This is a genomic window from Neorhizobium huautlense (genome assembly GCF_030811685.1).
GTDB lineage: Bacteria > Pseudomonadota > Alphaproteobacteria > Rhizobiales > Rhizobiaceae > Neorhizobium > Neorhizobium huautlense_A.
In genome coordinates this window covers 118,818-132,455 of sequence record NZ_JAUSRF010000013.1, presented here as the reverse complement: position 1 = coordinate 132,455, position 13,638 = coordinate 118,818, and the positions used below count along the sequence as shown (strand labels likewise).

Below are 13,638 nucleotides of genomic sequence, written 5' to 3'. Positions count from 1 at the left end.
TTTTTTCATGTGTTGCGCAAGCTTAACGCCAGCCCATGGCAGGTGCCACATGTTTGAGGATCGCCTCGATCACATGGGCGTTGTATTCCACGCCCAGCTGGTTCGGCACGGTCAGAAGCAGCGTATCGGCCTCGGCAATTGCCTCGTCCTTCTTCAGCTCCTCGACCAGCTTGTCCGGCTCTCCAGCATAGGAGCGACCAAAGATGGCGCGGGTCTTTTCGTCGAGGAAACCGATCGAATCGTCCTCCTTGCCACCATTGCCGAAATAGGCGCGGTCACGGTCGTCCACGAGCGCAAAGATGCTACGGCTGACCGAGACGCGAGGCGTGCGGGTGTGACCGGCTTCCTTCCATGCTTCGCGATAGGCGCGGATCTGCTTGGCCTGCTGGATGTGGAAAGCCTCGCCGGTTTCGTCGTCCTTGAGCGTCGAGCTCTGCAGGTTCATGCCGAGTTTTGCAGCCCACTGTGCTGTGGCATTCGAGCCCGCACCCCACCAGATGCGCTCTCGCAGGCCTTCGGAAAAAGGTTCGAGACGCAACATGCCGGGCGGGTTGGGGAACATCGGGCGCGGGTTGGGCTGGGCAAAGCCGTTGCCCTTCAGCACTTCCAGCAGGATTTCGGTGTTGCGGCGGGCCATGTCGGCTTCGCTTTCACCTTCGCCCGGCTGATAACCGAAATACCGCCAGCCATCGATCACCTGTTCCGGCGAGCCGCGGCTGATACCGAGCTGCAAGCGACCTTCGGCAATCAGGTCGGCCGCGCCGGCATCTTCCGCCATGTAGAGCGGGTTTTCGTAACGCATGTCGATGACGCCGGTGCCGATCTCGATCTTTTTCGTCTTGGCACCGATGGCGGCGAGAAGCGGGAAGGGGGCTGCGAGCTGGCGGGCAAAATGGTGGACGCGGAAATAGGCGCCATCCGCGCCGAGTTCTTCGGCGGCGACCGCAAGGTCGATCGATTGCAAAAGTGCATCACCGGCAGACCGCGTGCCGGACTGCGGCGAGGGCGACCAGTGGCCGAAAGAGAGAAAACCGATCTTTTTCATGACTTTGCCTTATGTTGGCAAACACGGCGAATTGGTTGGAGCAATCATCCCAATCCAAACTCACGGCCGTGCAGCACATCGTATGAACGTTGAGGCACAGATGGCATGCGGCTTGCCATATTCACAGTGGTCGGGCGGTGAACAGTGCGTCGCCTCAGCGTGCCCTCTTACCGTGCCGCTTGCGGATCGACCCAGCCCATCCATGTGGTGAAGGCGAGAAGTGGCGAGCCCCAGAATATCAACACCAGCGCATAGGCGATGCCGACGGCTCCGAGCACGATCAGGCGGGTTTTGCGGTTGCGTTTCATGTCTCAAAGATCCTTATTCGCCGGCCGGTTGGCCACGCATGATTACACCGAGATCGTCGCTTTCACGGACCTGGCGCAGATGTTCTTCGGCTTGATTCGCCTCGCGCTGGCGGTTCCACATCGACGCATAAAGGCCGCCCTGTTCAATGAGGGCGTTATGCGTGCCGCGTTCGGCAATCTCGCCGGAGCGGAGCACGATGATCTCGTCTGCATTGATGACGGTCGACAGGCGATGCGCGATCACCAGCGTCGTGCGGTTTTTCGAGACCACGTCGAGCGCCGACTGGATTTCGTGTTCGGTCGTGGTGTCGAGCGCCGACGTCGCCTCGTCGAGGATGAGGATCGGCGGGCCTTTCAGCACGGTGCGGGCGATGGCGACACGCTGCTTTTCCCCGCCCGAGAGTTTCAGGCCGCGTTCGCCGACCTTGGTGTCGAAACCTTCCGGCAGATGGCCGATGAACGTGCCGATCTGGGCGATGTCGGCGGCCGCTTTCACCTCCTCGGTGCTGGCGGCCGGGCGGCCGTAACGGATGTTGTAGGCGATCGTGTCGTTGAACAGCACCGTATCCTGCGGCACCATGCCGATGACGGAGCGCAGAGATTGCTGTGTGACTTCGCGCACATCCTGTCCGTCGATCGTTACCGATCCCTGCTGAACATCATAAAAACGGTAAAGCAGGCGGGAGATGGTGGATTTGCCCGCACCCGATGGTCCGACGATCGCCACCGTCTTGCCGGCCGGTACTTCGAAGGACACGCCCTTGAGGATCGGCCGTTCGGGGTCATAGGCGAAATGCACGTTGTTGAAGGCAATCGCACCGGGTCCCGCTGTCAGCGGTTTTGCGTCGGGACAGTCGACCACTTCCGCTTCCACTTCCAGGAGATCGAACATTTGCTCGATATCGGTCAGGCCCTGACGGATTTCGCGGTAGACGAAACCGATGAAGTTGAGCGGGATCGACAGCTGCATCAGCAGTGCGTTGACGAAAACGAAATCGCCGATCGTCTGCTCGCCGCGCTGCACGGCCAGCGCCGACATCACCATCATCACGGTCTGGCCGATGCCGAAGATCACGCCCTGGCCAAAGTTCAGCCAGCCGAGCGAGGTCCAGACTTCGGTCGCGGACTTTTCGTATTTGGCCATCGAGGCGTCAAAACGCTCGGCTTCCATCTTCTCGTTGCCGAAATATTTGACGGTTTCGAAATTGAGAAGCGAATCGATCGCCTTGGTATTGGCCTCGGTATCGCTGTCGTTCATTGAGCGGCGGATGGCGATGCGCCAGTCGCTGGCCTTGATGGTGAACCAGATATAGGCCCAGACGGTGACGGCGGTGACGACCACGTACCAGAAACCGTAGGCGGCCCAGAAGATGATCGCCGTCAGAACGAATTCCAGAAGCGTCGGCACCGAGTTGAGGATGGTGAAACGCACGATGGTTTCGATGCCCTTGGTGCCACGCTCGATGATGCGCGAAAGGCCGCCGGTCTTGCGCTCCAGATGAAAACGCAGCGACAACTGGTGCATGTGCACGAAGGTCTTGTAGGCGAGCTGGCGCACCGCATGCTGGCCGACGGAGGCGAACAGCGCGTCACGCAGCTGGTTCAGGCCCACCTGGAGGAGGCGGGTGAGATTGTAGAGGATGACGAGAATGACCGCGCCGAGCAGGAAGGCGGGCAGAAGGCCTGCCATGTCCAGCTTGCCGTTCAGCGCATCCGTCGCCCATTTGAAGAAATAGGGTACCGAGAGAAGAATGATCTTGGCCAGCACCAGATAGAAGGTCGCCCACAGCACCCGCGCCTTCAGGTCGGCACGGCCCGTCGGCCACATATAGGGCCACAGGTTGACGAGTGTGCCGAGCGGATTGCCGCTATCCGCCGAAACGGTCTTCTTAGATGCCATGAAATGTCGATCCCTGGAGGCGAGGGGCGCATGAGCGCTATTGCGCGGACATAAGCGTGAAGGCGGGCGGATGCAATGACAGCGACGTGAAACTTGGTTGATCAGGTCGCCAAAACAAAATCCCCGCCACAAGGGCGGGGATATCGGTTCAGATCAGCGCGATGATCAGGATTTGCCCTGTTGCAGCCGCTTGCGGTGCAGTTCCTCGGCATCCGGTCGCGCCTCGTTCGGGACGCCAAACACCTGGCCGGGCTGGATCAAGTCCGGATTGGTGATCTTGTCCTCGTTGGCGAGGTAGATCGTCGTGTAGCGCACGCCCTGGCCATAAACGCGGCGGGAAATCTGCCACAACGTATCGCCGCGACGGATGATCACCGATGCGTTCTCGCTCTGGGTCAGCGGCGCCTGCTCGATGGTGCGGGCATCGCCGGATGATGTGGAAGCTGCCACCTCGGCCGGTGCTGCTGCCTGCGACGTCGGAGGTGTATCGACAACCGGGCCAATGGCACTGGCAATGATGGTGTTGATATCGGCGAGACCCTTGCCGAATTCGGCGACATCGCGTGGCAGGGCTTCCAGCGCCTTCAGTGCGGCGGTCGCCTGTGCAACCGTCATTTCGGCGATACGGCGGGCTTCCTCGCCGGCATCGGCGGGCAGGCGGTATTGCGTCAGCGAGTTCAATGCGATCATCGTGGCCGAGCGGGCTGCGGCCAGCTGTTCAACCGTTGGCACCGCGCCATCCGCATAAAGGCCGGTCAGGATTTCGTGCGCACGAGCGACCTGATTGCGCAGGCGGTCAAAGGCGCCGCCATCGATAGGCGCAAGCGTCTTGCCCGGTGACGATGCCGAGGGACCGGCAACGGCTGCGACCTGATCACCGGCGGGGCGGCTGAATGGAACTGTGACGCGAACCAGAGCCTTGCCGTCCGGACCGATCTGGTCGACGGCGATGCGGTGATCGCCGACCGAAAGCGGCACCCTGCCTTCGATCACGAAATGGCCGTTGGCGGCAGCGGTCGCATCGCCGATCTTCGTGTCATCGGCATAACCGCGCAGCTTGGCCTGCGGCTTGGCAATGCCGGCAACGAACAGGCGATCGCCCTCGATTTCCACGGCGGTGATCTGAATTTCCGCCTTCCGTGTGGCTGCATCCGTGCCGGTGGCAGCGCCGCCGACATTGGGGGCGATAACGGTGATTTCCGGCGTTGCGGGTTTGTTGGCGGCATCTGCCGGCTTTGCTTCTGTGGGCAGGCCAACTCGTTCAGCCTTGGAGGATTTCTGTTCGTCGGTCGCCGGCGTGGCGATCAGGCGGCTGGCTTCACCCGGCTTGGTAACCATGGCCAGCAGTTCGCCGCCCTTGACGGCAGGCACGGAAATGGTCGCGACCTCTTGTGAAACGACGGTCTTGCCATCCTTGCCGGTTACCTTGAGCACCAGTTCGTGGTCGCCCGGCGGCAGCGGGTTGTCGAGAATGGCGGCAAATTCACCGCCCTGTGCGACATCGGCCTTGGCCAGCACGGAATTCTTGTCGGTCACTTCGAGCGTGGTGCCCGGTGCGGCGCGACCGGCAATGACGGTGGAGCCATCGGGCTCGACACGCAGAACGTCAAATGTCGGCGCATCGGAGGCGGTTGCCTGTGCGGCTGCCGGAGCAGGGGACGTCGATGCCGCGGCTGGTGCCTGCTCTGCCTGCGCCGGAACTGCCGGTGCAGCAGGCGTCGTTGCGGCCTGTTCCTGCGGCTTCGTCGGCTCGACAAGCTCCTGAGCGGCCTTGCCACCTTCGGTTACGGCTTGCTCCACCTGTTTGCCCGCCTCATTGATCGCCGCGCCAAGCGGTTGCTTGTCGTCGGAAATGCGAGGCATGACGAAAAACACCATCACGATCGTCGCGATGGCAAGGACACCAATGGCCAGCCAGCCGGCAGGATTTTTCAACATCAGTTTTCTCCCGACGGAACGCCCGCCGCATCAAAGGGAAATAGCCGTTTCATGCAACCTTCACAAGCTTTTCAAGGATTTCTGCCTTGCTCTTCGCGTTCTTTCCGGTCAATTTTGACGTTTGTGCGTCGTCACGCGTGAAGAAGAAACATAAAACGGAGAAAAGCGTGCCCATCCAGTCCATTTGCGTCTATTGCGGCTCCCAGCCCGGTCGTGACCCTGCCTATCTGGCGGCGGGTCGTGCGCTCGGCAAATCCATCGCGGCCCACGGCCTGCGCCTCGTCTATGGCGGCGGCACCAAGGGCATCATGGGTGCGGTCGCAGCGGGCGTGTTGTCGAATGGTGGTCAGGTGACGGGGATCATCCCCGAATTTCTTGTCGACATGGAGGCAACCCGCCATTCGCTCGGCCAGCTGGACGAGCTGATCATCACCAAGGACATGCACGAGCGCAAACACAAGATGTTCGAGCGATCAGATGCCTTCGTGACCCTGCCGGGTGGTATCGGCACGCTGGAGGAAATCGTCGAGATCATGACCTGGGCGCAGCTCGGCCGCCATGAAAAGCCGATGGTGTTTGCCGATATCGGCGGGTTCTGGAAGCCGATGCTCGATCTCGTCAGCCATATGCGCGATCAGGGTTTTATCCACCGCGCCCATCTGGTGCAGCCGCTCGTCATTTCCGAAGTCGACCAGATCGTGCCCGCCATTCTCGAACGTGCCGAGGAAGAGGGTACGTCCGATGGCGAAAAGGATGTTATCTCAAAGCTTTGAGGCGATCGTCTCAATCAACGATGAAAAGCTTGGCGCCCACTGCCGTCGACGTGCGGTGGGGCTCGGCATTGTCGGCCACCTGATAGCTCATGCCGGGTTTCAGCACGAAGATGCGGCCATCGGCAAGTTCGGTGGTCATCTCGCCTTCCAGGCACAGAAGGATATGGCCTTTCTCGCACCAGTGATCGGCGAGATATCCCGGTGAATGCTCCACCATGCGCACCCGGATCGGCCCAAAATGGCGGGTGCGCCAAGTGGAATGACCGCTATCGCCCTTGTGTTCGGTCGGTTCAACCTCTGACCAGTCGGTGGTGCCGAAGGGGATGTCGTTGATCTGCATGCAAAACTCCGTTCAGCGCTGGCCCAGCGGGCGCAGCATGGCAAGCGTATAGACGATCAGCGCCGACCAGATGAACAGGAAGGCGATCAGTTTGATGCCGCTCAGCGCTTCGCCGAAGGCAAACACCGCGATCAGGAAAACGATGGTCGGGGTGATATATTGCATGATGCCGATGGTGGAGAGGCGCAAGAGCTTGGCGCCGGTCGCAAAGGTCATCAGTGGAATGGCGGTGATGAAACCGGTGCCGATCAAAAGCAGCGTGTCGTTGAACCCGGTCTGCAGAAAGTGTCCCTGACCTCTGATTTCGAGATAGATCAGATAGGGAAGGGCCGGAATGGACAGGAGCAGCACTTCCAGAAAGAAACCCTGGTTTGGGCCGATCGGCAGCGTCTTTCGGAAAAAGCCGTAGAGCCCCCAGCTCAAGGTCAGAGTGAGCGCCACGAGCGGCAGGCTGCCGGCATCCCATGTGAGGATGGCGACCGCGATGGCGGCGAGAACAACGGCGAGGATCTGCGCCGGCGCCAGCTTTTCCTTGAGAAAGAATGCACCGAGCAGGATGCTGAACAGCGGATTGATGAAATAACCGAGTGCGCCTTCCAGCGCCCGGCCATTGCTGACGGCCCAGACATAGGTGCCGGCATTGATGGAGATCAGCACGGCGGTGACGCTCGCCATCATCAGTGTTTTCGGCGAGCGTAGCGCCTCCAGCGGGTCACGCGTGCGTCCGAGAAAGAGCAGCACCACGCCGGCGATCGGCACCGACCAGAGCACGCGATGGGCCAGAAATTCCAGCGGCGAGATATGCGAAAGCGCCTTCATGTAGAAGGGCATGAAGCCCCATATCAGGTAGACGGTCAGGGCAAGGAAAAATCCCCGGCGGCTATCACGTGCCGACACGCAAGACGGCGCGACGGCCGCTCCTGTCGGCTCGTTGGCAATGGGCTTTGCGGTCGGGCTGGCCATGGGATGTTTCCGGATCGGTTGAAGCGCCCACCTTCTCTATCTTTGGCAAATGCCATCTGCCAGTGCATTTCGGTGGCATGCCATTGATTTTGCCGTGCTGTTGCGATCATCTATGGCAATCTGCGGTGGAGGGTTCGGGGCGTGAACAACCAGGATGGCGCGGACTATCGGGCAATCTATGCTCGCCAGATATTGGCCAAGGCCGGCGTGGCGCAGCATCGCAGGCTGGAAAATGCGCTTGCCACCGTCCGGCGTGAGGATTTTTTAGGGCCGCCGCCATGGCTGTTTCGCGATGTCAGCCAATACCGGGAACTCGCGTCCAGCGCTCCGCTCGCACTCTATCAGGATATGCTGGTGACGCTCGATGCCGCCCGCCATGTCAATAACGGCATGCCGTCGCTGCACGCCCATGCCCTGCACAGGCTTGGTATCCGTGAAGGCGAAACCGTGGTGCATCTGGGTGCCGGCAGCGGTTATTACACGGCCATCATCGCCGAACTGGTCGGCCCTTCCGGCAGGGTGATCAGCGTGGAATACGATGCGGCGCTCGCCGAACGGGCACAAAATGCCCTTTCGGGTTACGCACATGTCAGTGTCGTCCACGGCGATGCGCTGAAATGGGCATCGGACGATCTCGAGGCGGATGTCATCTATGCCAATTTTGCGCTCGACCACCCGCCGTCTTCATGGGTCGACAATCTGGCATCCGGCGGCAGGCTGCTGTTTCCCTTCGGCGTACCTGCGATCGAAGCCGGCCGGCCAACCGCCGTCAGTCGCTGGGCGGCATTCCTGATGATCGACCGACGGCCAAGAGGTTTTGGCGCGCAGTTTTTAGCACCCGTTTCCTTCATCTGGGCGGAAGGACAGGAGCCTGCACCGGAAGGGCGGCACGAAGCTCTCGCCGAGGCGTTCAGGAGGCGCAATCTGGCCCGGGTGCGCAGTTTTCGCTGGCGGGTTCCGGCAGTGGGTGAGGAATGGTATGGCGAGGATGATTGGGGATTGTCTTTCGACGAGGTGTAATCATCCCTATCCATGACCTTGCTGAATGTAAGCTTCAACCGAATGAATTGGCACAAGTGGCCGCAAGAGCCTAGAAGCCGCTGATCCAGCAGGGAGGATCATCCGATGGCCACCGACAGCGCCGCGCCGCAGATCAAGAACGAAGATACGCCGCGCGGTTTTGCCTTCGCGCTCACCGCCTATCTTCTGTGGGGTTTCCTGCCTTTCTACCTGAAGGCCGTCTCGCACCTGCCGCCGCTGGAAGTGCTGGCGCATCGGGCGATCTGGTCGGTGCCGGTGGCCGGTGCCGTTCTCCTCATCCTCAAGCGGACTGAAGAACTGAAGGTGGCGATCCGCACGCCGCGCATGCTCGGCATGGCCTGTGTCACGGCGACCTTCATCACCGTCAACTGGGGCATCTATGTCTGGGCGATTGCCAACAATCACGCGCTCGAGGGCGCGCTCGGATATTTCATCAATCCGCTGTTCAGCTTCTTTTTGGCGGCCGTGGTTCTGCGTGAGAAAATGAGCCCGGTGCAGCTGGCGGCCATCGCGCTTGCGGCCGTGGGTGTCGCCATCCTCACCTGGGGGGCAGGCGGCCTGCCCTGGGTCTCGCTCGGGCTTGCCTTCACCTGGGGCTGTTATGCGCTTTTCCGCAAGACGCTGCCGATCGGCCCGAACCAGGGCTTCTTTCTGGAAGTGCTTTTGATCAGCATCCCGTTCCTGCCCTATATCATCTATCTGGAGGTGACGGGTGCGGGGCATCTCTTCAACAGCACTGGTTACGACACGTTTATCCTGATGCTGGCTGGCCCGATCACGGCAGGACCCCTAATGATCTATGCCAACGGCGCCAAGCTTTTGCGCCTCTCCACCATCGGCATCATGCAGTATATCGCCCCGACGCTGATCTTCCTGATCGCCGTCTTCGCTTTCAAGGAGCCGCTCAGCACCATCAAGCTGGTGGCGTTCATGTTCATCTGGTCGGCGTTGGCGGTGTATTCCTATGGCATGCTGAAGGCGGCGCGGGGGCGGTGAGAATAGAGGATCGCGGCATCACTCCGCCGCAATCCTGCCCGCCAGTTCGCGGTTTTTCATCAGCTTGTAGATCACCGAATCCATCAATGCCTGGAACGAGGCGTCGATGATGTTTTCCGAGACGCCGACCGTCCACCAGCGCACGCCGCTGCCATCGGTGGATTCGATCAGGACGCGGGTGATGGCCTCCGTGCCGCCGTTCAGAATGCGCACCTTGAAATCGGCCAGCACGAGGTCGTCGATCTCGTGCTGGTATTTGCCAAAGTCTTTTCGAAGCGCGAGGTCGAGCGCGTTGACCGGGCCGTCGCCTTCCGCCACCGACATATGGTTTTCACCATCGATGACGATGCGCACGACGGCTTCCGAGACCGTCTTCACGCGGCCAAAACTGTCGAAACGACGTTCGACCATCACGCGAAAACCATCGACGGCGAAAAATTCCGGAATGGTGCCGAGCGTGCGGCGGGCCAGCAGTTCGAAACTGGCGTCGGCGCCTTCATAGGCATAACCGGACGCTTCGCGTTCCTTGACGATAGAGATCAGGTGATCGAGTTTCGGATCATTCTTCGAAACCTCGATGCCGCGCCTCTTCAGCGCGTTGATGAAATTCGACTTGCCGCCCTGATCCGACACCATGACCTTGCGGAAATTGCCGACACTTTCCGGCGTCACGTGTTCATAGGTGCGCGGGTCCTTCAGCAGTGCCGAGGCATGGATGCCGGCCTTGGTGGCGAAGGCGGACGCGCCGACATAAGGCGCCTGATGATTGGGCGAGCGGTTGAGCAACTCGTCAAAGGCGTGGCTGAGCCGTGTCAGGCCGGAGAGACGTTCCGGGTCGATGGCGGTCTCGAAGCGGGAGGCGTATGCCTCCTTGAGACAGAGCGTGCCGATCAGCGTGATCAGGTTGGCATTGCCGCAGCGTTCGCCGATGCCGTTCAGCGTGCCCTGCACCTGCCGGCAGCCGGCCTCGATGGCGGCCAGCGAATTGGCGACCGCCTGGCCGGTATCGTCATGCGCATGGATGCCGAGCGAGGCGCCCGGAATGCCGGAGGCGATGACGGCGGAGACGATCTCGCGCAGCTCGTTCGGCTGGGTGCCGCCATTGGTGTCGCAGAGCACGATCCAGCGCGCGCCGGCGTCATAGGCCGTGCGGGCGCAGGCGAGGGCGTATTGCGGATTGGCCTTGTAGCCATCGAAGAAATGTTCGCAATCCACCAGCGGCTCCTTGCCCGCTGTCCTTGCGGCCTCGACGCTGTCATGGATCGATGCGAGGTTTTCCTCGTTGGTACAGCCGAGCGCGACTTCGACATGGTAATCCCAGCTCTTGGCGACGAAGCAGACGGCATCGCTTTTGGCTTGCAGCAGGGTGGCAAGGCCGGGATCGTTGGAAGCCGAAATGCCGGCCCGCTTGGTCATGCCGAAAGCGACGAACTTTGCCTTGGTGGTTCGTTTTTCCGAGAAGAATGCGGTATCGGTCGGGTTCGCTCCGGGATAGCCGCCTTCGACATAATCGAAACCGAATTCATCCAGCATGGCCGAAATCGCGATCTTGTCCTCGACGGAAAAATCGACACCGGGCGTCTGCTGGCCATCGCGCAGCGTTGTGTCGAAAAGGTGGATGCGGTCTCTGGTGTTCGGTGCCTGGGTCATGAATGCTCCTCCCAGAGCAATGTTATGCTTTTGGTTGAGATACCCCCCTCTGGTCTGCCGACCATCTCCCCCTCAAGGGGGGAGATCACAGGCGGCATGACCTTCGCTTTTGCCACAAACCAATGTTTCGCAGAGACACTGATTTCGTCCGGCAAGCGTGCGCCCAGCCGATCTCCCCCCTTGAGGGGGAGATGCCCGGCAGGGCAGAGGGGGGTGAGTGCCGCACGCATTGGATCAAATTTTCCCCGCAAACCGGTCCGTTGCGCGGATCAGCTGGTCGGTGATGCCCGGTTCTGAAACGGCATGGCCGGCACCTTCGATGATATGGAAATCCGCATCGGACCAGACCTTCGAAAGTTGCCAGGCATATTTCAGCGAGCAGGGCATGTCATAACGACCATGCACGATGGCGCCGGGAATGCCTTTCAGCTTCGTGGCATCGCGCAGAAGCTGGCCTTCCTCTAGCCAGCCGCCGTGCATGAAGTAATGGGTTTCGATCCTGGCAAAGGCCAGTGCGAAATGGTCCTCGTCGTGTTTCGACGCCAGTTGCGGATCGGGCAGAAGCGTGATGGTCGAGCCTTCCCAGACACTCCATGCCTTGGCGCAACGGATCTGCTCGGCGCGGTCCGGGCCGGTCAGGCGACGATGATAGGCAGGCAGCATCTCGTGGCGTTCGTGTTCGGGGATGGGTGCGATAAAATCCTCCCATCTGTCCGGAAACATTTCCGAGACGCCGAACTGGTAATACCAGTCCATTTCCGCCTTGGTCAGCGTATAGACGCCGCGCAAGACCAGTTCGCTGACATGCTGCGGGTAGGTTTCGGCATAGGCCAGCGCCAGTGTGGATCCCCAGGAGCCACCAAACACCTGCCACGTATCGACATCCACCATGGCGCGCAGCCGCTCGATATCGGCGACAAGGTGCCATGTCGTGTTGGCCTCGAGACCGGCATGGGGTGTGGAGCGGCCACAGCCACGCTGGTCGAACAGAAGGACGTCGTAAAGGGCCGGATCGAACAGACGCCGTTGTGCCGGCGTGCAACCGCCGCCCGGACCGCCATGCAAAACGACAGCGGGCTTGGCGCCCTTGGTACCGACGCGTTCCCAATAGATCACATGGCCGTCGCCGACATCGAGATGACCGCTCTCATAAGGTTCGATCTCGGGATAGAAGGTGCGCAGAATTTCGGTCACAGGTGCAAGCCTTTCTCCGGCCAGTTTTCGGTCTCGTGGTCGGGATGCTGGAAGGAGATGATCTGCTCCTGCCGGGCGTAATAACCCGCATCGCCATGGATCTCGGCCTCGAATATGGTTTCCACCCAAGGCAGCCTGAAGGCGTGATTGACTTGCACTGTGGGTGCAAGATCGTCACGCTCATCGAAGGCGCCTATGGCGATATCGAGGCTGGAGGGCGTGCGGTAGGTCAGCGGCGTGCCGCAGTTTTCGCAAAAACCCCTGTCGATATTGACGGAGGACTGGAAATATTTCGGTTCGCCACGGGTCCATTCGACGCCGCCTTCCGGTGCCGAAACCAGTGGCCCGAAAAAGCCGCCAAAAGCCTTCTGGCACATGCGGCAATGGCAGATCGAGGCTCGCCCGAGTTGGCCGTTGATCCTGAAGCGCACGGCGCCGCACTGGCAGCCGCCTGTTCTGACATGCTCTGTCATCTGTCGTCTTCCTTGTTGCCGCCGGTGGCGGTCAGTGGCTTCCAGGTGTCTGTATCGTGGTCGGGATGCTGGTTGGATTTGATGTCGGCGAGGAAGGGCGCGTCGGTCATGTCCTGCTCCGTCGGGTGGCCGGGCAGGGCATGCAGATGATCGACAAAAGGCAGCTTGCCTTCGGTGCCATATTGCATGACCGGCGGCAGGCTCGACGGATCATCGAAAGCGCCTGCGGAGAGCGAAATGCCGCCCATGGCCTCATAGGTCAGCGGCGTGCCGCAATTGTCGCAAAAGCCGCGTCGCACATGGTTGGACGACTGGAAATATTTGGGCGCACCACGGGTCCAGCCGAATACGGCGCCTCTCGTGGAAACCAGCGGTGCATAATAGGAGCCAAAGGCCTTTTGGCACATGCGACAGTGACAGATGGAAGACTGGCTGGGTTTGCCATCGATACGGAAACGGATGGCGCCGCATTGGCAACCGCCGGTATGGACGTGATAGGTCAATTCCTCTTCTCCATCGGCCATATTGCGGTGTCGTGATCGGGGTGCTGTCGGCTGCTCGACGCAACCGACGCATCATCTTCCGGTGACATATCGAAGCTGCCATCGTGTCTGAGGCTGTCGAGATCGCCAAACCAGGGCATTTTTCGTGCAAGATTGGTCTGAAGATCCGGCTTGACGCTTTCGGGTTCATCGAGCGAACCGAGCGTGATGCTGATATGGTCGCTGCCGCCATCGTAAAACAGCGGCGTGCCGCACTTGCCACAGAATCCGCGCCGCACGCTTTCGGAGGATTGGAACCATGTCGGTTCGCCACGCGTGAGCTTGAAATTTTCGTGGGTCACGCCGCCAAAGGGCATGAAATAATTGCCCGCCGCCTTCTGGCACATGCGGCAATGGCAGACGTGTGGAAAGCCGATCTCGCCTGTCGCTTGGTATCGCACGGCGCCGCACTGGCAGCCGCCGGTGTGAATCTGTCTGGTCACTCTTCAAGCCTCCTGAACCCGTCGAAGAACAC

The 13,638-nt window shown here is 60.6% G+C and carries 14 protein-coding genes; 3 read left to right on the top strand and 11 right to left on the bottom strand.

The features are described 5' to 3' along the window. Positions 1 to 22: 22 nt before the first annotated feature. The 4 genes from J2T09_RS19330 to J2T09_RS19315 all read right to left on the bottom strand — a co-directional run bounded on the left by J2T09_RS19330 (position 23) and on the right by J2T09_RS19315 (position 5,191). Positions 23 to 1,045: an LLM class flavin-dependent oxidoreductase gene (locus J2T09_RS19330; protein WP_306837618.1), complete on the bottom strand. Its 1,023-nt coding sequence runs from the start codon at positions 1,043 to 1,045 to the stop codon at positions 23 to 25. 167 nt (positions 1,046 to 1,212) lie between these two features. Beyond that, positions 1,213 to 1,353, bottom strand: coding sequence for a hypothetical protein (locus J2T09_RS19325; protein ID WP_162700636.1), 141 nt, complete (start codon positions 1,351 to 1,353; stop codon positions 1,213 to 1,215). 13 nt (positions 1,354 to 1,366) lie between these two features. Further along, entirely contained in the window at positions 1,367 to 3,253 is a 1,887-nt protein-coding gene (locus J2T09_RS19320; protein WP_306837617.1) for an ABCB family ABC transporter ATP-binding protein/permease, read from the bottom strand. A 165-nt stretch (positions 3,254 to 3,418) separates the two neighbouring features. Next, positions 3,419 to 5,191: an Ig-like domain-containing protein gene (locus J2T09_RS19315; protein ID WP_306837616.1), complete on the bottom strand. Its 1,773-nt coding sequence runs from the start codon at positions 5,189 to 5,191 to the stop codon at positions 3,419 to 3,421. A 167-nt stretch (positions 5,192 to 5,358) separates the two neighbouring features. On the opposite strand from J2T09_RS19315, the gene J2T09_RS19310 reads away from it, so the two are divergent. Then, complete coding sequence (locus J2T09_RS19310; protein ID WP_444939724.1) at positions 5,359 to 5,964, top strand: LOG family protein; 606 nt, start codon at positions 5,359 to 5,361, stop codon at positions 5,962 to 5,964. A gap of 10 nt (positions 5,965 to 5,974) precedes the next feature. Here J2T09_RS19310 and J2T09_RS19305 read toward each other — a convergent pair whose 3' ends face one another. Both J2T09_RS19305 and rarD (J2T09_RS19300) read right to left on the bottom strand, forming a co-directional pair. Continuing rightward, entirely contained in the window at positions 5,975 to 6,304 is a 330-nt protein-coding gene (locus J2T09_RS19305; RefSeq protein WP_306837614.1) for a DHCW motif cupin fold protein, read from the bottom strand. Between the two features lie 12 nt (positions 6,305 to 6,316). Beyond that, on the bottom strand, positions 6,317 to 7,267 hold the full coding sequence (gene rarD, locus J2T09_RS19300) for an EamA family transporter RarD (protein WP_306837613.1): 951 nt from the start codon (positions 7,265 to 7,267) through the stop codon (positions 6,317 to 6,319). A gap of 141 nt (positions 7,268 to 7,408) precedes the next feature. Here rarD (J2T09_RS19300) and J2T09_RS19295 point away from each other — a divergent pair, with 141 nt between their 5' ends. Together J2T09_RS19295 and rarD (J2T09_RS19290) are read left to right on the top strand one after the other, a co-directional pair. After that, entirely contained in the window at positions 7,409 to 8,287 is an 879-nt protein-coding gene (locus tag J2T09_RS19295; RefSeq protein WP_306837612.1) for a protein-L-isoaspartate O-methyltransferase family protein, read from the top strand. Between the two features lie 105 nt (positions 8,288 to 8,392). After that, a complete protein-coding gene (gene rarD, locus J2T09_RS19290; RefSeq protein ID WP_306837611.1) occupies positions 8,393 to 9,304 on the top strand; it encodes an EamA family transporter RarD in 912 nt (303 codons plus the stop codon). An 18-nt stretch (positions 9,305 to 9,322) separates the two neighbouring features. On the opposite strand, the gene cimA is transcribed toward rarD (J2T09_RS19290), so the two are convergent. From cimA to J2T09_RS19265, 5 genes are all read right to left on the bottom strand, one after another. Then, positions 9,323 to 10,954 (bottom strand): citramalate synthase, encoded by a 1,632-nt coding sequence (gene cimA, locus J2T09_RS19285; protein WP_306837610.1) that lies wholly within the window; start codon positions 10,952 to 10,954, stop codon positions 9,323 to 9,325. Positions 10,955 to 11,188: 234 nt separating this feature from the next. After that, positions 11,189 to 12,148 carry a prolyl aminopeptidase gene (gene pip, locus J2T09_RS19280; RefSeq protein ID WP_306837609.1) on the bottom strand — a complete coding sequence of 320 codons (960 nt, stop codon included), beginning with the start codon at positions 12,146 to 12,148 and terminating at the stop codon, positions 11,189 to 11,191. Next, entirely contained in the window at positions 12,145 to 12,621 is a 477-nt protein-coding gene (locus J2T09_RS19275) for a GFA family protein (RefSeq protein WP_306837608.1), read from the bottom strand. Before J2T09_RS19275 ends, pip begins: the two co-directional genes overlap by 4 nt. Beyond that, positions 12,618 to 13,145, bottom strand: coding sequence for a GFA family protein (locus tag J2T09_RS19270; protein WP_306837607.1), 528 nt, complete (start codon positions 13,143 to 13,145; stop codon positions 12,618 to 12,620). Before J2T09_RS19270 ends, J2T09_RS19275 begins: the two co-directional genes overlap by 4 nt. Further along, the gene (locus J2T09_RS19265) at positions 13,121 to 13,606 is read right to left on the bottom strand and encodes a GFA family protein (RefSeq protein ID WP_306837606.1); all 486 of its coding nucleotides are present in this window, start codon (positions 13,604 to 13,606) and stop codon (positions 13,121 to 13,123) included. Before J2T09_RS19265 ends, J2T09_RS19270 begins: the two co-directional genes overlap by 25 nt. Positions 13,607 to 13,638: the final 32 nt, after the last annotated feature.

Coding starts and splice junctions, on each gene's coding strand:
- J2T09_RS19330 (WP_306837618.1), bottom strand. CDS start 1,045: ATGAAAAAGATCGGTTTTCTCTCTTTCGGCCACTGGTCGCCCTCGCCG.
- rarD (WP_306837613.1), bottom strand. CDS start 7,267: ATGGCCAGCCCGACCGCAAAGCCCATTGCCAACGAGCCGACAGGAGCG.
- J2T09_RS19270 (WP_306837607.1), bottom strand. CDS start 13,145: ATGGCCGATGGAGAAGAGGAATTGACCTATCACGTCCATACCGGCGGT.
- J2T09_RS19325 (WP_162700636.1), bottom strand. CDS start 1,353: ATGAAACGCAACCGCAAAACCCGCCTGATCGTGCTCGGAGCCGTCGGC.
- cimA (WP_306837610.1), bottom strand. CDS start 10,954: ATGACCCAGGCACCGAACACCAGAGACCGCATCCACCTTTTCGACACA.
- J2T09_RS19320 (WP_306837617.1), bottom strand. CDS start 3,253: ATGGCATCTAAGAAGACCGTTTCGGCGGATAGCGGCAATCCGCTCGGC.
- J2T09_RS19305 (WP_306837614.1), bottom strand. CDS start 6,304: ATGCAGATCAACGACATCCCCTTCGGCACCACCGACTGGTCAGAGGTT.
- J2T09_RS19315 (WP_306837616.1), bottom strand. CDS start 5,191: ATGTTGAAAAATCCTGCCGGCTGGCTGGCCATTGGTGTCCTTGCCATC.
- J2T09_RS19275 (WP_306837608.1), bottom strand. CDS start 12,621: ATGACAGAGCATGTCAGAACAGGCGGCTGCCAGTGCGGCGCCGTGCGC.
- rarD (WP_306837611.1), top strand. CDS start 8,393: ATGGCCACCGACAGCGCCGCGCCGCAGATCAAGAACGAAGATACGCCG.